This window comes from Lysinibacillus sp. BSL11 (genome assembly GCF_052928325.1).
Window position 1 is genome coordinate 71134 of sequence record NZ_JAVGCX010000014.1, and the last position, 26530, is coordinate 97663.

At 38.6% G+C, this 26530-nt stretch carries 21 protein-coding genes; all 21 read right to left on the reverse strand.

Annotated features, from left to right (window positions below; translation table 11 throughout):
- Nucleotides 1-82: 82 nt before the first annotated feature.
- The 21 genes from RCJ95_RS17025 to RCJ95_RS17125 all read right to left on the reverse strand — a co-directional run bounded on the left by RCJ95_RS17025 (nt 83) and on the right by RCJ95_RS17125 (nt 26276).
- A complete protein-coding gene (locus tag RCJ95_RS17025; protein ID WP_446722531.1) occupies nt 83-7360 on the reverse strand; it encodes an LPD38 domain-containing protein in 7278 nt (2425 codons plus the stop codon).
- A 40-nt stretch (nt 7361-7400) separates the two neighbouring features.
- Nucleotides 7401-8057, reverse strand: coding sequence for a VgrG-related protein (locus tag RCJ95_RS17030; protein ID WP_446722532.1), 657 nt, complete (start codon nt 8055-8057; stop codon nt 7401-7403).
- Nucleotides 8008-9705: a hypothetical protein gene (locus tag RCJ95_RS17035; protein WP_446722533.1), complete on the reverse strand. Its 1698-nt coding sequence runs from the start codon at nt 9703-9705 to the stop codon at nt 8008-8010. Before RCJ95_RS17035 ends, RCJ95_RS17030 begins: the two co-directional genes overlap by 50 nt.
- Before the next feature lie 36 nt (nt 9706-9741).
- Entirely contained in the window at nt 9742-10152 is a 411-nt protein-coding gene (locus RCJ95_RS17040) for a hypothetical protein (RefSeq protein WP_446722534.1), read from the reverse strand.
- A gap of 26 nt (nt 10153-10178) precedes the next feature.
- The gene (locus tag RCJ95_RS17045) at nt 10179-11216 is read right to left on the reverse strand and encodes a hypothetical protein (protein WP_446722535.1); all 1038 of its coding nucleotides are present in this window, start codon (nt 11214-11216) and stop codon (nt 10179-10181) included.
- A 1-nt stretch (nt 11217) separates the two neighbouring features.
- Nucleotides 11218-12642, reverse strand: coding sequence for a hypothetical protein (locus RCJ95_RS17050; protein ID WP_446722536.1), 1425 nt, complete (start codon nt 12640-12642; stop codon nt 11218-11220).
- Nucleotides 12635-13210 carry a phage adaptor protein gene (locus tag RCJ95_RS17055; RefSeq protein WP_446722537.1) on the reverse strand — a complete coding sequence of 192 codons (576 nt, stop codon included), beginning with the start codon at nt 13208-13210 and terminating at the stop codon, nt 12635-12637. Before RCJ95_RS17055 ends, RCJ95_RS17050 begins: the two co-directional genes overlap by 8 nt.
- Nucleotides 13211-13437: 227 nt before the next feature.
- Nucleotides 13438-13587: a hypothetical protein gene (locus tag RCJ95_RS17060; protein WP_446722538.1), complete on the reverse strand. Its 150-nt coding sequence runs from the start codon at nt 13585-13587 to the stop codon at nt 13438-13440.
- 438 nt (nt 13588-14025) lie between these two features.
- Nucleotides 14026-14184 (reverse strand): hypothetical protein, encoded by a 159-nt coding sequence (locus RCJ95_RS17065; protein WP_446722539.1) that lies wholly within the window; start codon nt 14182-14184, stop codon nt 14026-14028.
- Nucleotides 14184-14453: a hypothetical protein gene (locus RCJ95_RS17070; RefSeq protein WP_446722540.1), complete on the reverse strand. Its 270-nt coding sequence runs from the start codon at nt 14451-14453 to the stop codon at nt 14184-14186. Before RCJ95_RS17070 ends, RCJ95_RS17065 begins: the two co-directional genes overlap by 1 nt.
- A 15-nt stretch (nt 14454-14468) precedes the next feature.
- Nucleotides 14469-17300: a pyocin knob domain-containing protein gene (locus RCJ95_RS17075; RefSeq protein WP_446722541.1), complete on the reverse strand. Its 2832-nt coding sequence runs from the start codon at nt 17298-17300 to the stop codon at nt 14469-14471.
- A gap of 9 nt (nt 17301-17309) precedes the next feature.
- Nucleotides 17310-17885: a phage adaptor protein gene (locus tag RCJ95_RS17080; protein ID WP_446722542.1), complete on the reverse strand. Its 576-nt coding sequence runs from the start codon at nt 17883-17885 to the stop codon at nt 17310-17312.
- A gap of 15 nt (nt 17886-17900) precedes the next feature.
- Complete coding sequence (locus RCJ95_RS17085; RefSeq protein WP_446722543.1) at nt 17901-18317, reverse strand: hypothetical protein; 417 nt, start codon at nt 18315-18317, stop codon at nt 17901-17903.
- A gap of 60 nt (nt 18318-18377) precedes the next feature.
- Nucleotides 18378-18953: a recombinase family protein gene (locus RCJ95_RS17090; RefSeq protein WP_446722544.1), complete on the reverse strand. Its 576-nt coding sequence runs from the start codon at nt 18951-18953 to the stop codon at nt 18378-18380.
- A 145-nt stretch (nt 18954-19098) separates the two neighbouring features.
- On the reverse strand, nt 19099-20253 hold the full coding sequence (locus RCJ95_RS17095) for a phage major capsid protein (RefSeq protein WP_446722545.1): 1155 nt from the start codon (nt 20251-20253) through the stop codon (nt 19099-19101).
- Between the two features lie 19 nt (nt 20254-20272).
- The gene (locus tag RCJ95_RS17100; RefSeq protein ID WP_446722546.1) at nt 20273-21340 is read right to left on the reverse strand and encodes a hypothetical protein; all 1068 of its coding nucleotides are present in this window, start codon (nt 21338-21340) and stop codon (nt 20273-20275) included.
- The gene (locus RCJ95_RS17105; RefSeq protein ID WP_446722547.1) at nt 21337-23412 is read right to left on the reverse strand and encodes a portal protein; all 2076 of its coding nucleotides are present in this window, start codon (nt 23410-23412) and stop codon (nt 21337-21339) included. The genes RCJ95_RS17100 and RCJ95_RS17105 overlap by 4 nt, the downstream gene beginning before the upstream one ends.
- Before the next feature lie 3 nt (nt 23413-23415).
- Nucleotides 23416-23661, reverse strand: a complete 246-nt coding sequence (locus RCJ95_RS17110; RefSeq protein WP_446722548.1) for a hypothetical protein — start codon at nt 23659-23661, stop codon at nt 23416-23418.
- Nucleotides 23662-23912: 251 nt separating this feature from the next.
- A complete protein-coding gene (locus tag RCJ95_RS17115; RefSeq protein ID WP_446722549.1) occupies nt 23913-24287 on the reverse strand; it encodes a hypothetical protein in 375 nt (124 codons plus the stop codon).
- A 33-nt stretch (nt 24288-24320) separates the two neighbouring features.
- Nucleotides 24321-25682 carry a phage terminase large subunit gene (locus tag RCJ95_RS17120; protein ID WP_446722550.1) on the reverse strand — a complete coding sequence of 454 codons (1362 nt, stop codon included), beginning with the start codon at nt 25680-25682 and terminating at the stop codon, nt 24321-24323.
- Between the two features lie 6 nt (nt 25683-25688).
- Nucleotides 25689-26276, reverse strand: coding sequence for a helix-turn-helix domain-containing protein (locus RCJ95_RS17125; RefSeq protein WP_446722551.1), 588 nt, complete (start codon nt 26274-26276; stop codon nt 25689-25691).
- Nucleotides 26277-26530 lie beyond the last annotated feature (254 nt).

Genomic DNA, 26530 nt, shown 5'->3' on the forward strand with positions numbered 1-26530 from the left:
AGAGTGCTTTTTAAGTATCTATATAAACATAGCCAGAACACTTGGGGTGTCCTGGCTATGGAAGGTTAATTTTAATCCGCTCCTATAATTCTCGCTGTAATTTTTTCGCTTCTTTACGTTGCTCTTTTTCAACTGCTTTCAAATATTTTTCATAATCCTCTAACATAATTATTGCCTTATCTAGATTATCTTTATTTAAAACAGCTTTATCTAAATCTTTCATAATAGCTTCTTCAGATTTATTCGACTTGTCACCCTGAGCACGTGCAATTCTCGCCATGTCTCGGAGAGCAGTGTTAATTGTATCAATGTGATCTTTTTTTACTTCTTTTGAGAATGATTGACCGTCCGTATCTTTTAAGCGATCATACATCATTGCATCACGTAATTTTCTTAAAGTTTTCATATCGTCTTGCACTTTTCGATACAACTTTAAATCTTCAGGAGGCGAATACCTAATACCATTCGAAGCATAATCTCTTTCTTTTTCATCTAATTCTTCGTAAAACTGCGTTATAGAATTTGTACCACCATCATTGACGCTAGAAGTAAGATACCTTTCTGTATAGCTCCTTTTCAAGCCCTTTGTATCTGGCTTTTCAACAACACCCGCAGTAATAAGTAATTTGTCTAGTCCCCACAAATAACCTTGCCCCATTTGCCCAAACTGCGCTTTAAATGTTTCTTCAAGTGTCATTGGTGATTTATTTAACTTCCTTCCTAGAAACTTCATTATTTCAGATGTGTTTTCGTTATATTGGTCAGGCTTTTGAAGCTTTTGTAAAGACATTGGTACAAAATCTCTTTTGAAGTTTGCATTTTTTTCAAATACATAAGAATACCACACCGTTGCAAGCGTTGGTAAAAAACTAGGTGTCATTGTAGAAAGAGCATTCCCATAGATTTTATCCCAACTTTGTTTATCTTCTCCTTTTGATGAATCTAAAAATTCACCAAATAGTTTTTCAGGAATCGTTTTGAATAATACACCTAATTCGAAAGGTATTGGTATTTTTACAAATTCCCCTCCACCCATAGGTATCATCCAGTTCATATCCTTTTCCCATGAATCTAATTCTTGATATTCCTCGTCATCACGGTTCATCGCATACAATAACAATGTAGGTAATGTTACTAGTGTCAACGCACGAATTGATGTTCGTGTAGGATGTTTAGCAAAAGTTCTCGCTATATTATCTGGTCCTTGCAAAGATACATTAAAGAATAATGTAATTTTATTAAATTCTCGTACACCACTTCCAAAACGTTTATAATCGACATCTGCTTCACGTGAAGCTAGTGCGGCTTTTTGTTTACTACCTGTTTGCTTCTTTACAACTTGATACTCTGCTAACTTCAATGCTTGGTCTAACGTATCATTAAAAGTTTGTAATACTTTAAATGGTAAACTGACTGTAGATTTTGCTATATACCAATTTAAAGCCAGTCGTTCTTTTCTAGTTCCTTGTTTCATGCTCTTTAGATAGTGCCAAGCTTTCTTGTTCAAGGCAATTTTATCTAGCTCTTTGTTTAAATACTGTTGTTCTACTGATATAAAAGTAGATTGAGCACCACCAGATTTCCACCATTCAGAAACAGCCTTACTTTCAGGAATTTTCGAATTTACATCTGAAAATACGGATTTCAAAACAGACCCCCAGGCTTTTGCCACACGTGCTGGGTGAGTAACATAATTAAACCCTGTCGCCTCCGTTTTGACTAATATTTGAGCTAAAGAACGCCAAAATGTCCGTACAGTAAAATACGGACTCGCTGTAATCCCTGACCGAATAAGGTTGTTAGACTTTTCAAATGGTTTAAAGAAAATACCCATTGCTTCAGAAATAGCACGGTTGTCATATGCGATCAAAGAATTATATAGTATATCATCATGGACTTTATAAAGTCTTGGTTTACCTTCTTTCCAAACCAAGATTTCGTTATTGGCATCACTAGGTTTGAACATTGGTTCAAACACTTTAAACGTTTGTTCCATGTCCAAATCTTCTAGCATATCCGCTTCTAAGCCCGCATCTAAAAGTGACTTTTGAATTTGCTTAATTTGTCCCTCGTAAAGTTTCATTTTGCTAGGAATTTCTTCTATGATGTCTCTTGTTACTTCTGCCGCAAACTCACTATCAGGATTCGCTAACTCTCCCATTGCATGACCAACAGCGTTTCTATCAGCTAAACCGAAATAAAGGTGCGTATTACGAATAATACTTTCGATAGGATTAACAATATTCCTAGCAGACCCCGTCTCTGTCATTCGTTTTATTCCTTGTTGCTGATTCGTAAATTGTTGGCTACTTCCTCCGCCAGAACCGCCCTTACCTTTTTCTCCCGTTTCAGTCATTACTCGATAAAACGGCACATAGTATGGATAGGCTTCTTTCAACTTACCTGGTAGTTCTTCAGGAATTAGATGGCCGTCTACTAATACTTGCAATAAATCATGTTGATACTGATAAATTCTTTCAGCTTGCGCCTCGTAACGACTGCCAGACTCTAAATACTGCTTCATCAAGTCTGGACTTAATGGTGTTTTGGTTTTCCCCTTTTTCTCTATCAAGTACAATCCATGTCTCGCCACAAGATAGCGCCCAAATGATTCAACATCATCGACATCCTTCAAAATACTTTCTAATGACTCTCCTGTACGTTCACCAGTGACACTATTAAATGTTTCTCTTTTAATAAACGTAGCAGCCCTTGCCACAGTACCACGTGTCAATACTGCCATTTCATACGCATTGTTACGCCCTTCAAACTTTAGTCCTGTCTCCTTCTCTATTTGCTTTAAGGCATTGTATATTGGATGCTCTTTTTCAAACACTCTAGCATACCATTTTGTAATAAATTGTTTTGGTGTTAATCGTTTGTTCTTTCCGTCACCAATAGAAGATACAACACCACGCAACTCTTGTTCCGCATCACGATTCATCCAGTCCAACATCTTAGCTTGCAGGCTCTCTAATGGTTTTGACCACTTACTTTTTTCAAGTCCTTCAGCAACTTTTTGATGCAGTTGGTCACTTAGTTCCTGATAATCTACATTTGCTTCCGTTTCAGCATATAGATATTGTCGGAAATATTCCGCAACACCTTCTTTAGCCTTTTGCAACGGGGTCATGCTTTCAGGAATCTCTAAATTTGCTTCAGCAAAACGAATCCATTCTTGTTTTAATTCTGGATCACTTGACCAACCGTGACGAATATCAAAACGGTGTCCTATCTCATGGGCAATAACCTCAAAATCACCATAATCTTTTGTACGGATAATAGAGAACTTATTTTTATAAATACCCTTTGCTTTTTGACGGAACTGCCCAACATCTAGACGCACTTGGAATTTATCTTTAATGTATTTAAGAATCTCTACTCGTGTAGTCTCTCCTGGTGTTACTCGATCTTCTTTTCTTTTTCCTTCCCTGGCTCTAACGAATGTTTCCGTGTTTGAACTTTGTGTACTTCGTCCACTCGGCTCATTACTACTGCTCTCGTCATTAAACAAGTCTGTTTGTACTTCATCCGTTTCAGCACTCACTTTCTTTATGGCTGCTTCAAATAATCCATCTTTTGTAGGTGCTTCACCTTCAAATAAACTGATTTGATTAGGATTCCCTGCACTTTGCAAGACATCTGCATATGCTTCTAATAAGCTCTTATACGCCTTTGTACTTCTCCTTGCTTTCCCTTCTATCACAACACCTTTGTCAAATAGTTGCAAAAACTCTTTCGAGACATTTGAAAGACCATCATCAAACAAAGAAGCTTGATTCAAAAAGTTTTCGACGGTCACACCTTCTTTTCGTAACTCTGAAAACTTTTCTACAGCCGCTACAAAATCATGGGATATATCTTCTGGGAAATAAGCTCCCGCATCTATACTTTCTTTCATATTTGCGATAGTTGGAGCTGCTTGTAACATAGCATTAGTTAATGTTTTAACATTGTTATCATTAGATTCAATCATTAATAACAAGGCATCGTTATTACCATAAGCTTTCGCAAGAATTGCATTTTGAACTCGTCTTAAACCATCTTGGCTAAGATTACCGTCAGCAGTCATTAACGAACCTCGCTCGTTCTGCGGTACTACAGATTGAATAAATTGAGATATAAACGCACGATTACTCGCCACATTCAAATCACCATTTTCCGAAGGACTGAACAAATACATTACTTTATTAGTTAATTTCTTAGCATCTGCTATAGCTTGCTCTGTAGCACTCATAGACGCAACGTTAGACACATTTGCTTCTTCAACAAATGATTGACGGTTTACCTCATTTGTACGGACACGTACTAATACTGGTTGTTCCATCTGTTCAATTGATGTTTTATCTAAACCATATTTTTCGGCATGTTCTACTAGATAAGACTTGTAATCATTTGCTGTACCATAGCTTTCTTGGTACATCTTTTGAATAGCAATAGTCCGACCATTACCACTTTCTACTGTATAGTCCTCTGACACGATTGGCGCACCATCTGAAGCCTTTGCCGACTCCGCAACTAATTCAGGATTTAACTTTTGTGCCATCGTTGTTACTTGTTGTTTTGAGGCTTGACGACTTCTATCTCGTGGCTGTAACTCGGCAGGGTAATCAGGATTGATACTTAGAGCAGTATCATGTGATGCTGTTAATTGACTTGCGTCTACTACCTCATAACGAAACTGAATTTCTGTCCCTGCTTCTGTATACGTTTTACCCGAATCCCCTTGCACACTATCTAACTTCTCGTTTGAAGGGGTATCTATATCTCGGACTGTATCGTCTTTATTTTCAAAAGCATTATCTTCATTTCTTACTGATTTGATTTCATCAGATTTTATTTCTTCACTTTGAATATCATTTATTTGTGTTGAATTATCTTCACGTACTATTTTTGATGACGAATCAGGAAGTGCTTCTAAATCCGCTTCAGTAATTAATGACTTATAAGGTTGTTGTCCCCCTTGTTTCGCCACTAATCCTTGCTGTTCTAACATCCCTATTAAACTTGACGCTCTGGAATGGTCAATCTTAAATCTCTGTTGTAAAGAAGATGGAGAGACATCACCTTTCTCACTAACATACCGAACAACATCAGCAAAAAGTTCGTCCGCTTTTGCCGACTGTTCTTTCACACCTTCTTGATTTGACGTTACATGATTAGCACTTTCTGTTTGCTCTGGTTGTGGCACACTATTATCTATCTGCAAATCCATCTCGTCAGGTATATCCTCAATATGGTCAGCCAATGCACTTGCTGCTGAACGGCTCATTTTGACATTCTCAATAGCATTTCTGGCAACTTTAATAGTGCGGCCATTAGGAGTGGTCACTTGGACATGTTTTCCACCATCATCTTTGACCACAGTATAAGTAGTGTCTGCTCGTGTTCCTTTTAATTTTATTTCATCGCCCACTTCCAGATTCTCAAACAACTCTCTCGATTGCTTAGAGGTACTTTCATTTGTCTGAAGATTATCTTGCTCTAGAGTAGGCGCATTAACTGATCTAGCCGTCTCAGGGGTGTTAATATTCGGATTTTCATTAATCACTTGTTGTGGTAATGGTTGAATTTGTTCGCTTTGTAATGGAGTTGCTGTTGTAGCAGCAACATCTTGGGTAGGAACGGTTTGATTATTTTGAACCAAAGCTTGTTGCAATAACTGTAGTGGAGACACTACTTGTTCTTGACCTACATTTGGTTGTTGCAACGATGCTTGTCTTATACCAGGTAATTCAAGTGATTGCCCTTTTTCCGCAATAGCGAGTGGATTGAATTGATAACTTGGTGATTGGTCAGCAAATGTGTAATCTAAAGTATTCCTTTCTTCTTGTTCCTTCAGATTACGTTCCATAGCTGATACGCCATTCAAAGAACCTGATTGACGTTCTAACTCTTTATCAATCATATATTCCCTTGCGCTTTGTCCAGTTGATTCTTGGACATCCTCGTACTTGCTAGCCATTTCTTCTAACGCTTCAAGTTGCGCTTCTTTAAATGACTTTCCACCTTGCCTTGCTGTATCTACTAGTTCATCAAATTCTGACCTACGTTCTTGAGGTAAAGAATTAATAGTACGCTGAGTAATGTCATCTAATGTACTATTGCTTGGTGAATTGTTTTGAGTTTCAGTAGGATTGCCTGTTGCATGTGCATTTTCTGCCTGGAATAACGACATTCCCCCCGTACCCGCTCCGCCAAGCAATCCACCAATTACCATAGCTTCAACTGTATTTGGATCAGTCCACTTAAATTCATCCCCCAACGCTTCTGTAGAAATCTTGTTTTGGAGTCCTTCTTGGACACCTTCCGTCAATGCGCCCCCTGCTGTAGCTGCCCCTAGTTGACCCATCTTCCCTATCCCAATCTTAGAAAGCCCTTTTGTCAAAGGTGTCATAGCAAGCGTTAATTCAAGCGCACTTGTACTGCCAGTTAAAGCTAAATTCTTTTTGAATGTTTCATCTGCTGCATCTTTAGCCGCCTTTTCATCCAGCCCTCGATTTTTAGCTTCTTCATAAACCGAACCCGCTTCCATAGCACTTTCTAATGTTGTCATGGCTGCTGTACCACCCGCAACTCCTGCAATCGTTTTAGCAATGGTAGGTAATTTTGTCATTGCGGTAGCGCCTCTAATACCCAACCCAACACCGCCACCAATAAACATAGTTCCTAACTGTGGTATTTGCCTTGATACATTCGTTGCATAAAATTCAGGGTCTAATAAGTTATTCCATGTAAATTCTTTACCGTTTTTATAACTTTCTCCATATCCTTCCGCTATATTTTTACCGAAATCAGAAACTCCTTTACCTACTGCATCCATTCCCAAATAGTCTAAAGCTCCGCCAACTTGACTGATAAAATCACCAGTACCAGCCCGTAAATTTGTCCCTACTTTCGCCTGAAGAGTATCATTTTTGTTCCCGTGAACAAGAGTGCCTGCTAACAATGAATCATTAGGTAAGTTCTCTGTTGTATCTTTCTTAGCAGCATTCCATCCATCGACTATACTCTCCCAAAACGTTTTCTTTTTTTCTTTTTTCTCTGTTGCTTCCGTTTTTCCTATTTTCTCTGTTTTCCCGTTTTTCTCTGGTTGCTTTTGCTGAGTTGAAATTTTCTTATTATCTTCTAACAACGCTTTTGTATTTGCTGCTCGTCCTCGTTCACCTGGCGTTCTTTCAATTGCTTTTGCTAATTGTCTAGCAGCATGATTTTCATAAGTAGCTTCACCAAGTCCTTTTGAGATCAATTGAGCTTTCGAGTGAGTACCATTCCAATCTTCAAACGAAGGCATCGTAGATGTTGTTGCTTTAACACGTTGATTATCACGTTTTTTCCATTCTTCATAACTAAATGCCATATCTAATCCTCCTTATAAAAGAAAAAACGCTAGCAATTCGCTAACGTTTTAACATTGATAAAGCATCATTCAATTCTTTCTGGAAACGATTTTTAACACTGTTTTTAATATTCTGTGGTGATGATTTAAAGTAAATATCCACTTTCATCCGTTCATTGTAGACTTTCTTTAAAACATCCTCCCAAGACATACCGCTTTTCACGCCTGCGTTTTTAAAGATTGTAAATGCTCCACCCGCACCATGTTGGACACCAATTGACCAAATCATATCTTGTATAGCTGCTGGCGCTTTACCTGGGTCAATGCCAGTAGCTTTTTGGAAACGAGATGCAGCAGGATCATAATGTGTTTGTTTTGCGTACTCATGTTGGGCCGTTTGGAATTTCTCAGGATTTTTAGATGCTTCAGCTTTCCAAGCATTATCGAACGCTGCTGTCCCCGCTTTTAACCCTTTTAAAGCCCCGCCATATTGATTTGCAAACTTTTGAGCATGTCCACTAGCAGTTGTTAATTGATATGTTCCGTACGAAGCTCCACCTATATCGCCTTTGGTATGCGCTACCGTACCTGGATTACCACTTGATTCGTACTTAGCTGAAAGTGAACCTAAACCACTATGAGAGCCTCCACTCGAAGTGGAGGACTTCTTAGGGAGTACCGTAAACAGTATTGCTTGAACCTGAAGTAGTAGCAGCATCTTTGATTCCTGGGAATTTATATTCCAATGAATCTAATACTGCTTTCACGTTGACACCGCTTTGTGACCAAGTAGAAGCTGATTCAGCAATAAAGGCAATCGCTTCACCAGCACTTTTCGCCTTTAATGCCTCCCCAATGGCTGCATTGGTATTTTGTTCTGCTGTTTTTGCATTGATTTCAAGGTCAGCTAATTGTTGTTTGTATTGCACCTCTGATTGTGTAGCAAAGCGATCAATTTCAATGCGAGCTGAATCTAAATCTAAACCTCTGGATTTTAAATCAGCTTCAATCATTGCTTGTTGTTCCTCAAAATTCATTTTTCTATCAAACGAACTTTCTTCAAAATTCATCTTACGGTCAAATGATTGCTGTTCAAACGCTAATTGATCTTTCTTCAACCCTAGCTCACTATTAAACTGGCGTGCCGCTTCAGTTTGCGTACTCATACGACTCGCATTAGCTGCCGCCTGTTGTGCTGTGACATTAGCTCCGAATAGTGCATCTGCATTAATACCCATAGAACTTAGTTGAGAACGAAGTTGTTGCGCTCTATTCGCATTACCTTGTTTCTCGCTTTTCGTAATGCCACCCTTTTCATTCTCCTGTTTCAAGCGCAACAGTTCATTCACCAACGACTGAGCGCCAGTAGGTGTATAACTACCTGTCATTTCACCTACCGCAAGTGCATTATTAGCTTGCAACTTCTGATTTTCCATAGTATTCATTCCCGCTCCACCAAGACTATTTAAGGCATTCATCGCTTGGCGATATGAAGAATCAGCGCCCAACATACCAACATTCACTCCTTGTGATACCAACAACTGACGAGCTGCGTTTGCGTCAGCATTCGCCTTTTTACGCTGTTCTAATGGCGTACTAGGATCTTCCGCTATCTGTTTTGCATTTAGTATAGCTTGTACTGCATCTTGCGCTCCCTGGGTTAGATATTTACCCGTAATGGCTGCTTCATCTAAAGAAAATTGCTTATCGTAACGGCGCTTATCTTCATCAAACCCTTTGTCGTAGCGAAGATTATCTTCAGCGAAAGTTTGTTGGAATTGTCCAGCACCTATTACTGAATTCAATAGATTTTGTAATGACGCTGCGTTTTGGGCTTGTTTATTACTATGATTTGCTGAAAGACTAGGAATCGAAGCCAATACCGCATCTGACGCCCCTTGTTTTATTTGCCCCAAACGATCTGCCGTGACAGCACTATTTAAGATACCTCTTTCATTCATCACTTCCATCGCTTGCAATCCAGCCGCATCGGCTTGTTTCTGGCTCAATTCCAACATAGATTTATAAACAGGGTCTTGTTCTGGGTCATAGTATTGAGAGCCACTTGTAGCCCCTGCTAAGGCTTTTTGAATCATATCGGATGTCATACCCAAATAATCGGGAACAGTTTGCTTAGACTGCCACCGTTCGTCAATTTGAGGCGTTGAAGCTGCCATGCCATTTTGTATTGTTTGGTTAGGCACAGCATTATTTATGACACTTTGATTATTTGACGATACTCCATTTGAAGATACCCCATTTGTCGGTGAAGTGATCCCTGGTGTTTTATTTGATTTAACATCTTTAAACCTTTGCTGTGCCGCTTTTAATTGTTTCTGCATTAAATTCGCACTAATACTCGCCATAACCCTCACCTTCCTCTCTAAAAATAAAAAATAACGCTAAGCGTCTGCTTGCGTTTCATCTTGGTTACCCATATCATTTTCTGCAATTTTTTTATCATCGTATTCAGCATACTGATAACAACCACGATTAATTAATATATCATCATTAACAAGAGCAAACGCTTTTTTATTTATACCATCAGTTAATGTATCTAAAATTTCATCAGATTGAGCAGTAGTGAAGAAAAATTTGTTCGCGACCATTACTTTTAGGTTACAGTCATCTGTTTCTTTAATCGCCTTTATTTTTGCAACTGCCGCAATCATACTTTTAACCATGCTCTTTTTACCGATTCTGACAGCAATAGATTCTGGTTTATTTATTAATGTTTCTAACGCTTTTAAGTTAACCCCCGAAACCCTCACAGGAATACTATCGTTTGTCATCAAAATAACACATTCATCCATTCCAACAACTCTCCTTTTATTTGTAATTAAAGTTCTTTTACAGTTACCCCATTTACTTTTACATACAATTTCCCACCCGAATATGAGATGCCAATACCTGAAGACTCCGCTCTGACGACACCTACCAAATTTGTAGTATAGGGAACATTTAATGTCCCATAAATAGTGTTATAGCCGTTTAATTCATTGTTCGTTCCACCCAGTCTAACATTAGGTGAAGATAATTCCATATAAGTTCCGTTATAAGTAATATTTGCACCTGATCCGAAGTTTACTGATTTAGTTCCCCATCCATTTGCACCAAGCGTCAAATTATTACCTACAATAGCATCTCTTTCTACTCGAATATCTGTTGTACCTGTAATAGAACCATTGACCATTACAGCGCCATACAAATCAATACTAGCAGCTTGAATTTTAACATTATATGCCGTCTGATTAATCAGCGAAGCAATAGTGTTCCCGTTATAGTCCGTTTGGGACACCTTTTGACTTATCTGCCATGATTGCTGACTTATAGTTGATTCTGCACTGCTTACACGTGTCCCTAAATTGGATATAGATGTTGATTGCGAGGATACCGTTGATCTTATCTCGTCCGCTTTTTGGTTAACCATAGAAACATTATAATTGGTTGTTGCTATGCTTCCATTAATGGTTGTAACCTTCGCTTCAACCTCACTACGAATACTACTAGCAGTTTGAGTGATTTTTGAAGATAAATTATTTTCTAAATCGACGACACTAGTCTTAATTTGATTAGATTCAATTGTTAAAGATGCTATTTCCCCATTGATAGATTCTACTGTAGCAGTAATTCTATCGTTCGTTACCTCAAATAATGCACGAGTATCATAACCATCTTCAAACTCCGTATCAGAACCAACCCTAAGATGTTTCGCATTAATACGACCTGCATTAATCACTTCTGCATTAAGTTCTTTTACATTTGTAGTATCCAATGATTGCAATAGCCACATTAGCTCTTTACGTTGCTTTTCTAGGGAATCAACGATTTCCTCGATGTCAGTGCCAACAACAGGCGAAAACCCTGGAACAGGCATGTTAACCGCCTCCTATCCCAAATCTGAACACTCTCGATTGTCGAGCTATTTCATGAATGACGACTTGCCCTTGTCCTTCAATTTTTATTCGTACCCAATTAGAATAAAAACTTTTATCGACAGGGATATGAATTGGAGTAGCAACAATAGCTGTATCAGCATTTATTGTTTTAACTAATGACCAATCTATATCGCCTCGTTCTTTATTCGAAATATAAACGTTCATCGTGGCTCCAATAGGAACATCAGCCACAATCCACAAACGATACAAACGAGCATGAGCAGCCAACGAACCATACGAAAACGGCTTTGTCTCTAACATATATGGAATCGGACTTCCTCCATCATTCACACCACCCATTTGCAATACTGCATTTTCCCTCACACCAATACACATCTTCCCTTGATTTCTGCCATAAACAGTCGGAACATACCCCATGTCCCAAACATTCCAAATATCATAAGCAGGATCATATTCTAGCGTTACGTTTGGTTCTGTTGCATTATCAAGTGGTAGACTAATATAATATCGCTCCCCATCTGTTCCAGCAGCTACAGCAGACCAGGCATTTTTATTAATACGATTTACAATCTCTTGGACTTTTAAAGAAAAGTCCCTTTTTGGAATTGCACCACCCGCATAACGATAAATGCCATCATGCGAAAGGAAAAATAAAATCCCTCCTACCATGACGGCACTTTGATGACATACACATCCTATTTCTTCAGTTATTACCTGTAATCGAAAATTAATCGGTCCTGTTCCATATAATTCATGCATCGAGTGAGGTAAAAATACAACGATTTTCCCTGTACCTCCTACTACACAACTTATATCCTCCCCACCTTTATTTTCAATAACAATTTGCCCTGATTGGTCTACCGTATTCCAATCTGTAGGCTTCCTCAAAGCTGAGTAATGTAGTTCATTTTTTACCGCTCCATATAAACGGTTTTCATGACTTGTCACAAAGTTTAATCCTGTCGGGGCATTTTCTAGATTAGTTACCGTTGTACCATCATATACCTTCACTGCATCTACACCATTAGACGCAATCAATGCCACATCTGAAAAATTCCCTTTGAAATTTGTAAAATTCCATTTGGAACTATTACTAAGCCCCGAAGCTAAATCATTCCAAGACGACCCATTCCAACGTTTCCATACACCGCCCGAAATTACATTTAGTTGATTTTCTTTATGCAAAGCAATTCCCATCACTGGCGCAACTAATGTTCCTAGCTTGGTAAAACCCGAACGGACTTTAGCGGCAGGAACACCTTTAGAACTAATGTTTTTATTTTTGACCATAACATTATCATTCAGCGAAAAGGCATCTCCCGAACTAAAGCCCCCAAATTGTCTTATGATTTCAGGTGATTGAATCCCTTGTATTTCTCCCCAGGTGCGTTGCGGATTAAGCACTTCCACCGCCCCCTTCAGAACGATTTTTATAGCTTTCTTGCGCTACACTCAATTGCCCTCTATAGTCATTAGCATAATTATTAGCTAACGGCACATCATTCATTGCTTTAGCAATACGTTCACATAAAGCTAAAATATATGTCCAATGAAACTCACTTGGAGCATCAAGAGTAGCAGATAATTCACTTACCAAGTACGTCGATTCAGCTTTTTTACGGTAACTTACAATAGCTTCAACACCTAGAGTCGGTCTAGGGAATAACGTCAATTTCTTCGTGTCATCATCTAAACTCCAATAGTTGCGCCCTGGTTGTACTTTTTCATATTGGATTGATTCATACATTACCGATTGATTACGAACATTCTCTATAGCATAACTTTTTATTACGGGAGGCATTTCATATGTGTCCGTTCCTGCCACAATTACAAATCGCCATACTTTGGGAATACGGACTATTTCAAAAAATTCAACATTGATCTCGTTTAACCAAGAAATTTTCTGCGCTACATCAAAAGGATTAGGCACTCGCACATCCGCTTCTTTAATAATTTGTTGTAAGGTGAGCACTCTCACACCTCCATTCTTTTATGCATTCTTAACCAACCACACTGTTACAGTTACATAAAGTAACCATGCATAAATACTACAATTGAAAGCTGTGTATAAAATATTGCATAATCATTACATTTAGCAACAATATAGAATGCCTATTTAACAACGTTTAATCAGTTGTTTTAGTTTACATAATTGTACTTTTGGGAAGCTGTAACGAATAAGTATTCACACTTTATTCATTAGAACTCCTTACCATTCAAAATTACGAATGATGCATCAATCGTAATTACTGAAGTAATTTCCAAAATTTCGGTAGTAACCGTTGACTTGCGTCCATTACCTTCAACTGTGCAGATAACTTTATCCTCTGTCATTTCAATTTTTGACATGTTCTCACCTTCTTTTGTAATAAAAATACGCTACCCAAATGAGTAGCGCTTACTGAACAATATGGAACTTTTAATCAATTTGTGCTAATAATTCTTTGCGTAGTAAATCCTCAGGGAAAAATGCCAGCCTTCCTGTTGAAAGCTTTAAATGATTTTCAGATTCTTCTATCTCCTCTTCATTTAAGTCGATTACCTCTTTAAGGACAATTGAACCCCAATCACCATAATTTAATGTGAAAGTGAATTCCCCCCTATCTCCTCTATTTCTTCAACTGTAAAACCGAAATCTTCCATGATTGAAAATTCAAGCATTGATATACCACCTTTTTATTTTTAGTATATCAATGCTTTCACGTTAAAAATTAATTATCTTTCTTAGAAATGAAAGTTTTGGTACATTTTTAAAGATTTCTTCAGATTTTGTTCATTTTCGAATGATTAAACGCCTTCAGTTGCAGTTAAAATGTAATCCTCAACTGCAACTCGATAATCCTCATTTGTAATATCATCAATAACATACACTTTTTCAGTTTTTGGATTTAAACCACCTGTCATGATGCGCTCTGCAGCAATACGTACGACGATTTGATTTACCATTATAAAATTCCTCCTGTGTCTGAATCTGTTTTTAATAAGAGAATATCTTCTTTCAGTTTTTCATTTTCCAACTCTGATTGAGATAACTCTTTTGCTTTTATCACTGGATTGCCTTCGGGATCAATAGACTCAATAAAGTGAGAATCGTAGTTGATCTCACCAGAAGGAATCTCCAAAATAGCGAAATCTGTCACTGTTTCAGGATTATCCATAAACATTTGATAAAGAATTTTACCAGTAGACCTATCATAAAAAATCCTATTGAACATGTTATTTCCTCCAATTTAAGAAGTTATTGTATACCTTATAGAGCCGCCTACCCAACTTCCTAACCCACCTCCTAAATTGAAAGTGAATCGTACAGTAGAGCCGATAACCTCTATGTTAGATACGAACAATCCATTAGATACGGCAGAAGTACCGTAATACATTCCGTGAATTAGCAGTCTGCCTCCGCACTGAGCCGTAACATTGCGTGCTGTACCACCTGTAAACACAACGTCCACCTGAACATAACTACCTCCTGAAAATGCAGGAACGATCATGGTACTCTCTTGCACTGTTTTTCCTGTAGGTATAGCTCTAATGTTGGCAGCAGTAGTCGCAAATGGTGCGTCAGGCGCAGTGTAAACACCCTTGTCAGTGACTGCCTGATTAACTGCTGCTTTCCCGTCACTGACAGATTGCTTTAAACTTTGAAAACTAGGAGACCAAGCAGACCATACACCACCATACCTATAGCGGACCTTCATGTCACCGCCGCCCTCTGTGTACTTTGTCGCCACTTGCATCTGACTCGATGTGGTATTTGTAGCGTTTCCTAACCATCTATTTTCTACATACCAGTAGCCACCTCCAAGGTTAGCATGAGCTGATACGAAAAATGGAAGTGTTGACGTATCAGGGTTTTCTGTTTCGCTAGTGCTATAGGAGGCAAACACAGGAACTCTTGACGGGAATTGAGGAATCCACGGAGATATACCGCCTCCTGTAGGAGAACCTGTATCAACTACTTCCAAAGTAGAATCTTTAACAACGGTAAATGCGTTCGGGAAAGACGTTTGGAAATCTAACTCTACAGCTACAGCATTTTTAGCTGTAGGTTTCTTTGAGATGTAGATAAGTATATGAGTTTCTGTATGCCCAATCTCGCCTATGAAGTATTGCTTAGAGAAGGTGTCTGATATGGACACTATCTCCATTCTATTTTGAAAGACTGTATTTCCTGACTTAGCAAAGTTGAAAATGACATAAGCTCCACCGCTTGCGTCGGTTACTTCGTATATTGACGTTACAGTCATTTTTATGAGTCCTGAAAAGATAACGAAAGGTATTTGAATAGTTATAACCTCTACATTCGTAGAACTTTTCCAGTCAGTAGCATTTACTATGAATGTCTTAGTGACGTTATAATTACCTAAGTTAGTTATGTTGCTATCATTCTCTATGCCTTTTTGCCATGAGTTATCAACTTTAGGTTTCATTTGTCCCAAATGTTCAGTAACATCTGTTTGCAGATCATCAACCTTTTGATTGATTTCTGTCAAATCTGCTGGCGGGCCTGGTGGGCCATCTGGTCCAGGAGGGCCTATCTCACCTTTTAACGATTCAAGCCATTCTTCCATCGTTCCAACAAATCCGTTTTCCACCGCTAAATCGTACGCTGATTTTCCCTCCGGCCCTTGGATTGGCCCTACATTTTTCCATGAACTTGTATTTTCTTGCCAAACATACATATCGCCTTGGATCATATACATATCACCAGGTAATCCCGTTGACGGTAGCTCATCCTCGCTCTGCAATTCACCTAACGGATTGATACCAATTCCATCTTTACCATCTTGTCCTGTTGGTCCAGGAGGGCCATCTAGTCCAGGAGGGCCTATCTCACCTTTCAGTGATTCAAGCCATTCTTCCATCGTTCCAACAAAGCCCTTTTCCACCGCTAGATCGTATGCCGATTTTCCCTTCGGCCCTTGAATTGGCCCTACATTTTTCCATGTATTCGTATTTTCTTGCCAAATATACATATCACCATAAATCATATACATATCACCAGGTAATCCCGTTGATGGTAGCTCATCCTCACTCTGTAATTCACCTAACGGATTGATACTTGTTCCATCCTTACCATTTTGTCCAGGCAACCCTCGTTCTCCTTGCGCTCCTTGCGAAGCAATTAATTGCCAATACGCATTTGATATTGCTGAAGGCGTAGGTGGAGGATTACCTTTTGTATTCTGTCGCGCAATGAAACTGCTACCATTAAAAGTCACGATATTATTGATGTAGTATTGCCTTTCAGCGTCATACTCATCTTCTGGTCTTAATTCATTAACATATTCCTGCATCAAAATAACTTCATTTTGGACATCTTGAATAGCTTGATTTGTATTACTAGTCGCAACATCAGCCCTTTGAGCAGCATCACTAGCATTTGCAGCAGCTTCAACCGCTCCTTCAACTACTTCATTAGCATTAGTGATAACCTGTTCCAATTGATCCAAATATGAATTAACACCTTCTATTGCCGCTTCCGTTTCTACAACTGCATCTTTAGCTTTATTTGCCGCATCACGTGCATCATTCACTGCACCTTGCACATCTGACGCAGCTTGATTAGCATTATCAGCAGCACTATTCGCATTGTTTATCGCTTCGTTCACTTCATCTACATTTAAGTAAACACCATCATATTTAGCCTTGAATTTCAAATAACCGAACAAACTTCGATGATCTATTGTTGAACCAATATTTCCATTTGCGTCTACTGGAATAGTCCATAGACGTAAATAGTTTTCGAACGGCTCCGTCTCACCAAACACATAACCTTTTTCATCCAGAAAACCCACGTAGTAAGTTGTATTGTGCTTAGTTATACGGAACTCTTTAATAAACGCTCTCCACAGTTGGTCATTCAACGAAATAATACTTTCACTTAGTAAAACCTTATAAACATCCACTGTATCAAACGTTAAATCTCCACCATAGATAACATAGTCATCCAAAAAAAAGCCAAATGATTCCAAACGAACATCATTTAAGTACCCATTATTTTGTTGGAATTCTAGTAACCTTTGTGCTGATTTACTTGTTGCAGCAGCTACCTTTGTCATCCCTCTCACCTACCTCCATAATCTTGTCTGTACAACCCTTTTCCGATTGTTTGGGCGTAGCTTTCGTTTCGCTTCTTCTTGCAAAGCATACATTTGTTGCTGTATTTGACCGCTAACATCCAACAGTTGCAAGGATCGTGCCACACGAAACGCTATGCCATAAGTCAGAATCTCATGAAAGTCTTTCGGAAATTCAGGTTCTTCTTCTTGCATGTCTAATCGCATTTCTCGTGGTTCAGGCTTGTACACGATGTACACTTGCTTTTCTTGAACTGGCATAGGATAAAACCAAATGTTATCGTCAATTATTGTCCAACATCTACCCTTTAAATCTTCATCTACCGAAACATAATCGTATTCCAAATCATCTACAGTAACACTTGAAATTCGCTCCCTAGAGCAGTTATCAGGAAGTGGGTATATATCTACATTAGATTGCTGTGCAAAGGCATATGAAGTATCTGGAAAGCCGAAATCACGATACAATTGCCGTTGTGTTTCGTTGAGCCAGCGTACCTTTATTTCATCGCTTATGCTGTTTGGAATCATTAAGTTTACATCCAGCAGAATATCCTTCAATTTCACCTTCTCACCCCCTCCCTATAACCAAGCATCTTTAGCAAACATGGATTTCGTTTCACTCGCTACCGCACGTAACCAATTTTTATAATCCCGCTGTTTTCGTTTTTCAATTAATTCTTCTTGTCGTTCGATACGCTCGAATATCTTCCGTCCATGTACTTTAATGTCATTGTCGTACACGTGGTGTAATGTTCTAATGTCTAATTTTTCATATGGTATGGTCGTTTGGAATGTGTCTTTAGGAGAGGCAATCATAGGAGCAAATTCAAGACTATGAACTTCAAAAGCTTTCTTTCTTTTATTGAATACGATAAACATATCTTTGTCGTATTCCTCAATACGGTCTGATATATTAAATACATCATTTTCAATAAGAACTAAATCATGATTCTTGAATAATACTGCCTGTATTTGATTTCTTTTTGTCTCTTTCATCTAGAAACACCTTCCCTTTTTCGTTTATGTACAAAATAAAAACGACAGAACATTTTAAGTTCAATCGTTTATCATTTCAGAATCTTTTCTTTTTCTAACTTCACGTGATAAAGTCGCAACGGAAATATTAGTTACCGCTTCAACTTCTTTGTAACTATTTGTTTTAAGCAATTCAAGCGCATGGTCAAGTTGCTTCTTTGTATATTTCTTAGGTCTACCTTCTTTAAAATCAGCACGCTGTTTAGCGATTGCTTTCCCTTCTTGCGTTCGCTCTATGATAAGATTACGCTCCATTTCCGCAACTGCCAAAAGCGTAGTAAGGAAGAAGCGACCCATTGTTGTGTTCTCTAGCAGCCCTATATCCATCACATGTACCTTCACATTCTTTGCAAACAACTTTTCAATGACCTCAATACCTTCACGTGTATTACGTGCTAATCGGTCCAACTTGGTAACAACTAATGTGTCACCCTCTTTTAACCGTGACAGCAAATCATTGAAAATGGGACGTTCTGTTGTCGTGCCAGTGAATTTCTCTGTGAAGATTTCCTCGCAACTTTCTTGCTGTAAAGCCTGTATTTGCGCTTCTAAATCTTGATTAACAGTAGACACTCGACCATAACCGTATTTTGTCAAAACAGCACCTCCACTTATGATAATAAGTTATGATAACGTTTATAATGCTATCTTATCAGGTTGGAGTTTCTTTGTCAAAACTGTAAAGTTATGATAATGAGAATATGAAAAAAAGAGAAGGTTTCCCCTCTCCTTTTGCACAAAATTACGCTTCAGTAATACCGCTCATTTTAAATGAACCAGCAGGCTTGTTCATTCCTAAGTCCATATAGCGCGCTAAGATTGCTGACCATACCGCTTTATTAGGTACACGTGATAGAATTGCTCCATCTTCATCTAACCAATTCCAATCCATAATGTGATACAACTTGAATGTATCCATATCTAAACCGTATAAAACACCTTCATGAGCATATTTACTAACCGTCATTGGTTTATCGCCATAAAGCAATACATCATAGCCGCCTTTTAACTTCATCGTGTCTGTAGTTCGCTTAGTAGCTAATAACAGTTCTTGATAAGCACGACGTACACCATACGTAGTTGCCATCAAATTAACTTTACCGCCAGCTCGACGATCTGCTTCGTCAATTGCTTCTTGGATTTTTACTTCACTAATCGTTCCCACATTTTCAATAACAGTAGGGTTAAACCAAGTATTTTTTGTTCTGTCGATTCCATACAATGTATTATCAGGTGTAAAGATAGCATCTAACCCCGTTAATTCTAATCCAAAGTTTCCAGCACGGGTAACAATATCTGTACCAGCAGTTGTCACTGGTGCTCCCGAGATAGTAATTGTATTACCTTTATGATTAACTGATACTATTTCACGATTACCAGCCAATATAACACCTGAAGCAGCAGTTACAATATCAACAATTTGTCCTTCTGCGAAATTCCTCGTATCGTCAACTTCTACTTCATTAGAAGCTGTAGTTACACCACACGTTGCCATTTTCCCTGAACCATCACCAAATAATTGGCGTTCTAAGTCATCCTTCGCATCGTTTAATGCATCTTCTAAATCCGCTTCTAATAACGATACGAATGCGCCATCTCCACGTGAAGCACGCATAGTTTTATCAGAAATTTGGATATGACCGAAAATATTTTTAGTTTCCCACTTCGCTTGCTTTGTTTGTCGAGAACGTGGAGTTGGTAAATCACCATCATCTGCACGGTTACCAATACCACCATGACGGCCATACCTAAGTGCCATTCGAATTTCTGAACCAACTACTGATTTTTGGTCACGGTCCATTACTGCTAAAATCGGGGTTGCGTTATTTAATTGAAATTGTAAACCTGGTAAATAGAAAAGTTTTAATGCTTCTTGTGCTTGTTTCATGTTTGTCATAATACTTCACCTCATATAATTATTGGTTTCCAAAGAATTTTAAAGCCGCTTTTGATGCTTCCGCTAAAGTACGTGGGCGATTTTCTCCAAGGCTTGTAGGAGTTTGAGCCACTTGTTGCGCCATTACTACAGGCGGTTGACTTTGCGTTTTTATTTGTTGGTAGCTTTGTAGTACCATATTTCGAATTTGTTCATTTTGAATAATCTGTTGTTGGAAACTTGGGTCATTCAAAAGTTGCTCTGGTTGTGGAGCTGTTTGTGCTGCACGACCTTTTGCCATGAAGTACAGATTATCAATAGCGTTTGGTAGCTCTGCTAATTGAGGACTCTCTTGCAATAAAGCTTGCATTGTATCTGTAAAATTATCGAAATCTTCATAGCGTGCCTTAGCTTCTGATACCTGTTGGTTAATTTCTCGCTCTTGTTGGATTGGTCCAACTACTTCATTTACACGTTGTTGCACAAGTGATTCAATTCGTTGACGCTCCATTTCTTGCACTTCTGGTTGTTCATTCCACCACTTATCCGCTTCAAACTTATTTTCGTACATTCGCTCCTGGTATTCTTCATGGAGTTCTTGCATACGTACAGGGTTAATAGCTGGTTGTTGTTGCACTTCTGATTGCTGTAACGGCTGTTGATGTTGCATTACCGTCTGATACTGCGCCAATAACTGGCGAGCTTGCTCTAATTCTTGCGATTGGTTTTGAACGGTTTGATTTAGTTGATTGTAATCTCGATGCAATTCCCTTACATCTTCGCCATACGCTTTAATTTCACGATCCCCAAACTTCAACACTTCTTCTTGTGGTTGTTGAGATGGTGGTTGTTCTTGTCCGTCACCTACAATTTGTTGCTGTTGTTCACCTCCTTGCAAAGTAGGTGTTTCAGAAGATTGAATTTCGCTAATTAATGGATTAGGTTGCTCTGCAAATTGCGAAAAAGTGCTACTTTCTTCAGAAGCAAATGGATGTGGCTCTGTTGGCGTAGGGTCTGCTGCAAACCGATGTCCCTCTCCGTCAGCAAAGTATTGTAAATTCAAGTCAAGAAGTGTTTTATAATATCTTTCTAACCAATCTGTTTTCATTGATTTTTACCTCCATTAATAGTTGTCTGTGACTGTTGCGCGGCTATTTGCTGTTGTAACTGTTCCATTTGCCGCATCATAATACGTTGTCGGTGCATTTCAATATGTTCTCTAAGCATTTGGTCAATCTCCATACCTTGTGGCGAATTTAAAATATCTTCATATTCCGCACTCATTCTTAAACGATTATGCATTTCGATGTGTAGTACATCATCATCATAATCATTTATCATAATTGGCTGCCCTTGCTTAAATCGCATATTTTCCCGCTTCGCCTTTTGTTCTTGCAGACGTTGCATCTCCATCATGCTACCTTCCCAGTTACCATATTCGAGCATTTCAAGTATCTTTTCTCTAGCAGCATTGCTAATAGGGGATGTTTCCTCTTTGTTAAACAAACCTGCTGTAAGCATGTCGAATACCATTTGTTTACGTTGAGCTGGTGTTTCGGCAAGTGCTGAACTATTCTCAATAATCACATCATCGGATTTTAATTGTGAAACGGTCCAATCGGACACTTCTACATCTCTATCTCGCCCAACTGTACGCAAGACACGCGGCTCTTTAACAAATTGCCGATATAATCTCAACCATTGCTTACCCATTAGCTTTACGCACTGTGCCAAATTTGAGGCAGTATTACTTATACGTGTATTATCTTGTTCATTAGCAATAGATAACGCCACACCTGACTTAACTCCACTTGGTGCTTGGGAATATCGTGAAAGCTCGGACACACCTGAAATAGCAGTAAATTCGTTTAAAAGTGTCTGTATTTCATTTTCAAAGGATGCTGGTAAGTTAGGGAATGATACAGGTTCAGGTTTTCCTCCATTTACTGGACGATAACGAATAATATTACCTGGTGAATTATCTAACTCAACATCTTCATCTAAAGAACCTTCAGGCTCGTACCATTGTCCCATAGCTACAAGATTTAGATACTCTGCTTTCCGATTACGTAATGCGTTATAGCGTCGTTGTATAGGTATGATTCTTTCAAGGACTGAACCTCCCCAAAATTGAGCAGGCTTTTTTATTGATCTCGCCAGAACAAACGGAAAATCCCGCTTCCCATCGTCACCAACCTTGTAAGGTAGTTCACTCAAAGACAACACTTTGTTATTTGAAACCACAATAAAACGCCCGTTTGGATACTTCTTTGTCGGGCGTTCATAATATTCTTTTACTATTGCATGATTTTTCAATTGCATAGATTTCCCTCTATAACCACCTACACTATAACCAATACCACCAAGTCCTGCTTGCATCTGTTGCAATGTCATAACATCGACTTTTTCAGGTTCTACTTTGACACCCCATATTTCTTCAATGTCTTTTATGGCATATGCTTTTGCATGTATAACACTATGACACGCCTTTAATGACGATGCAAAATTGTTATCAGGGAAGAACTCGAAAGGCGAAACGACACACACATCCATATCTCCCTCTTTCAATTCAACATCCTCATATTCACCTTCAAGCAACTGACTTGCATGTTTTGTATCTCCATTTGAAGCCTTATTTTCTTGTTGTTCTTTCGGTACTCTCATTATCATGACTGTTCGACCTTTATCTTTATTCCAGACATTTTTAATAAAAGCTGTTCCTGTTAGCTCCGTCCACGCACATAAATCATCCCAAATGACGTCCATATCTTCTTCATGCCATGTTGATTGCAATAGGCTTGATGATACCCTTGCGGCAGAAATATCTCCGTCATCCTGTGACGCTGGACGCACTTTAATCATCGGTATCGTTCTCGACAACTGTGCAACTCGTGTTTCGTAAATTGTTGCCATTTGATTAAATACTTCTCTTTCTTGATACCAATACATTGTAGGTATCTCTTGAATAGAAACAGAAGCAGGGTCAATGTCTAAAAATTGATTACCGTTTAGAAATTCGATGTTAAGTCTCCATTGAAGCTCAAATGGCAAACGTCCTGATTTACGACTCTCATACTCTTGATTGACAAAGGCCGCTATTTCCTCGTCATACAAGTCCTCACGACTTTTATCCGCACTTTTTCTTCCTGTAATCATGTTTTTAATTACACCTACTACCAATCATCACACCTCCTTTTGTTCTCCATGTAAAAGATGGTATGATTTATCAATTCGTTTTTTTAGTATATTAGTGCCTTGTTTTGTTTTATCGCCACTCTCGCCACCTCTGACACCTTTAGTAATTTGGTTATATTCATAGAGATCACGAGCCATTAATCGAGTATATAAGTCTTTTCGCTCTCTGCTATGAACAATCTCTTGTAGTAAGATAACAAGTACCAATACAATAATGACAATATAGTTAATCATCCCACATCATCCCTTCATCTTTTATTCAAAAATTGAATATGACATTCGTTTTAGGTTTACATAATAATAGTTTCAGGAAGTTAGGATTTCTACAAACGCTGTTATATCAACGTTCTTCAAACTACCTTTTTTATTGATTATGCAGGATTTTATACATCGTTGATTTATCAGGCTTTATAAGGCTTGCTCTTAATTATTTCCCAAGTTTTAATGCATAAAATTCCTTAGCCTTTATGAAGAAAAATGCTACATCATTCCACTGTTTTTAATATCTCATCTTTACGTGCCTGGACAGTTGCTCCATCGGTTTTAGTTGGAACTCCTTGTAAACCATACTTTTCTACGATTTTATCTACTTCAGCATGTGTACGGGCATCTGCCACCGCTTCAGTTAAACCATTCACATCTACATCTGTATGGCTTGTTTCATCCTTCGCCGCTTCCATAGGATATTGCTCATGAATTGATTGCACTAATTCACCTAGACATTTATCACATAACACATGCGCCACATTTAAAGGCGCATCAGGACGACCTATATATTTCGTTGCCCATTGACCACACGCAAACGTAGAACACAGATTTTTGTACCCTTTTTCAAATAACTGAACTTCATTAACCTTCAATCCTAATCCCTCCTTAAAACACAAATAAACACACTAAATCAATCGTTTAGTGCGCTGCTTACTCTTTTTAATTGTTGCTTTTTTTAATTTACTAATTTTACTTTCATCTGGTGGTGCAGCCTTTGATTTCAAAGGTCTAGACATAAGAGAATACCTTGTTTCATCTGCCGCATGATCTTCTAATGAATCATCTAAATCCTCTATATTTCTTTCATCATAAATCATCATTGGTAAAGTGCGTATTGTATCGGCACAATTTTCAAAAACCATAAACCAAGGTTTTTCATCTGGTGCATCTTTTAGATACTCCCTTACCCTTTGCCAGCCTACAATACGGGAAATATCGGCTTTTTCTAATGGGACACCATTTTGTGCAAACGTTTCAGCTATCGACTCTCCTTGCGAATTGTCATTACCTCGCTTCTGCCAGCAATCATGCCCTGCTACCGTATATCGGATTTTTTCACCTTGCGATAGCTCAACAACCTTTTTAGCTATATCAGATGCTAGCATTTCACGGACATATAATTGACGATATTTATATACATGTCCTTCTTCATCTGCTGCATACCACCCAACAGAACAGTTGTCATTAAAGCCCCAGTCCATAGCACGCCATTTACGCCAGTGGTCGGGTATTTTAAACGGTTTAATAACATGTTTTTCACGCATCCATTCCGTAAAGTATTGTCCAGAGAATATATCCCAATCCCCATGTAAGAAAGCTCGACGTTCATTCTCAGGCAAGTGTTCTAACCGCTTCACGTAGTTAGGGTCATTTGCCATCAGGACAACGTTGTCATATACAGACGCAGGAATAAACTGCATCTTCCCGCCCGTAATTGGGTCAATTAGGATTTTTTCACCATAATTTGTCCCTAGCACAAAATCTTCTTTAACCCACGCATGACCACGCCCACCAGGGTTACACGTACCCCTAAAACGTGGCGGAAACCCTTTTGGAGAACGTAGACATGACAAAAGAATTTGAATCCAAGCTTTATCAAACTTTGTAAGCTCGTCTACTCCTACAAAATCCATAGATCTCCCTTGATACCTGTCAGCGTCTTTCTTGCTACTAATAAATCGAAACATAACTTTTGTGCCATTAAAGAGCGTAGCTATATGTTTCGATTCGTTATACTTATACAGTTCGCTAGGCCACTTAGCTTTCATCTCACTTATTAAATTGGCTTCAAGGTCATCATACGTCTCACGGAATAGATATATTTTTGCTCCTGGATATTCAATGCCATACGCTAATGCCTCCATGACAATAGCGCATGATTTACCGCCACCCTTTGCACCACCATATACGAGTTGGTCAGCGTCAGACGCATGAAAAAGGGCTTGTTTTTCATTTGGTTCATAATCAATGGTTATGGTTTGTGCCATCCTTCATCACCCCTTCTCGCCCTTCTTAGGAGGTCTAGGGATGTTAAACACCACATCTATCGGACTGCCACCAGCACCCGTAATTTCATTTTGCTGCTTATCTCGCCAATCATCAGGCTTGCGGTTCTTTAACCAAAAGATTTGAGCTGTTACGTCAGGTGCAACTTCTTTTGTTTTTTCCTCCACTAATACGCTTTTAAATTTCGAGACGCTCATTTCAACAAGACGTATTTCTTCAAGCGTAGCTTCTGGATTATCTAACTTGTATTGATTAACAGCAATTTGTTTCCTTACATGGTGTTCTTCAGCCGCCATCTCCACCTGAGCAAACTTTCGCTCCATGTATTCGTAACCTAAAGCCCGCTTCAATAAGGAATTTTCTACCATTATGTCAACAACTTCCTTACCTCTTTTAAGGGTGTCCGATATGTCCGAATACTTCTTTTTCCACTCATTCAAAGTGGAACGACTAATCCCCATATTATGGGCGATTTGTTCATCTGTTAAGCCATTCCTAGCCCAGCCTTCAATCTTCAATAAACCTTCTTTTGTAAGCCATTCAGTGTATTTACCTCTTGTCTTAACCTTATTCATTTTCCCAATGGCATCACCTTCTTTACGCTATTTGCTCTTTCACTATCTACCAAACGACAATGAGAGCAATCGAGGAACATGCAGGTGATACATTGTCCGTCTCAATTACTCTCACAACAACTTTATTCGATAACTACCGGCATTTTACGATATTTCATTCCCTTTCACACCTTTCTAATCTTTATACATATTTTTTATTTTCAAAAGCAAGTACCGTTTAGCAAGGAAAAGGGGGTAAGCCTTGCTCGATACTC

Coding starts and splice junctions, on each gene's coding strand:
- RCJ95_RS17045 (WP_446722535.1), bottom strand. CDS start 11,216: ATGCCTGTTCCAGGGTTTTCGCCTGTTGTTGGCACTGACATCGAGGAA.
- RCJ95_RS17025 (WP_446722531.1), bottom strand. CDS start 7,360: ATGGCATTTAGTTATGAAGAATGGAAAAAACGTGATAATCAACGTGTT.
- RCJ95_RS17125 (WP_446722551.1), bottom strand. CDS start 26,276: ATGAATAAGGTTAAGACAAGAGGTAAATACACTGAATGGCTTACAAAA.
- RCJ95_RS17035 (WP_446722533.1), bottom strand. CDS start 9,705: ATGGCGAGTATTAGTGCGAATTTAATGCAGAAACAATTAAAAGCGGCA.
- RCJ95_RS17085 (WP_446722543.1), bottom strand. CDS start 18,317: ATGAAAGAGACAAAAAGAAATCAAATACAGGCAGTATTATTCAAGAAT.
- RCJ95_RS17040 (WP_446722534.1), bottom strand. CDS start 10,152: ATGGATGAATGTGTTATTTTGATGACAAACGATAGTATTCCTGTGAGG.
- RCJ95_RS17030 (WP_446722532.1), bottom strand. CDS start 8,057: ATGCTGCTACTACTTCAGGTTCAAGCAATACTGTTTACGGTACTCCCT.
- RCJ95_RS17110 (WP_446722548.1), bottom strand. CDS start 23,661: ATGATTAACTATATTGTCATTATTGTATTGGTACTTGTTATCTTACTA.
- RCJ95_RS17065 (WP_446722539.1), bottom strand. CDS start 14,184: ATGGTAAATCAAATCGTCGTACGTATTGCTGCAGAGCGCATCATGACA.
- RCJ95_RS17075 (WP_446722541.1), bottom strand. CDS start 17,300: ATGACAAAGGTAGCTGCTGCAACAAGTAAATCAGCACAAAGGTTACTA.
- RCJ95_RS17060 (WP_446722538.1), bottom strand. CDS start 13,587: ATGTCAAAAATTGAAATGACAGAGGATAAAGTTATCTGCACAGTTGAA.
- RCJ95_RS17095 (WP_446722545.1), bottom strand. CDS start 20,253: ATGACAAACATGAAACAAGCACAAGAAGCATTAAAACTTTTCTATTTA.
- RCJ95_RS17100 (WP_446722546.1), bottom strand. CDS start 21,340: ATGAAAACAGATTGGTTAGAAAGATATTATAAAACACTTCTTGACTTG.
- RCJ95_RS17070 (WP_446722540.1), bottom strand. CDS start 14,453: ATGTTCAATAGGATTTTTTATGATAGGTCTACTGGTAAAATTCTTTAT.
- RCJ95_RS17120 (WP_446722550.1), bottom strand. CDS start 25,682: ATGGCACAAACCATAACCATTGATTATGAACCAAATGAAAAACAAGCC.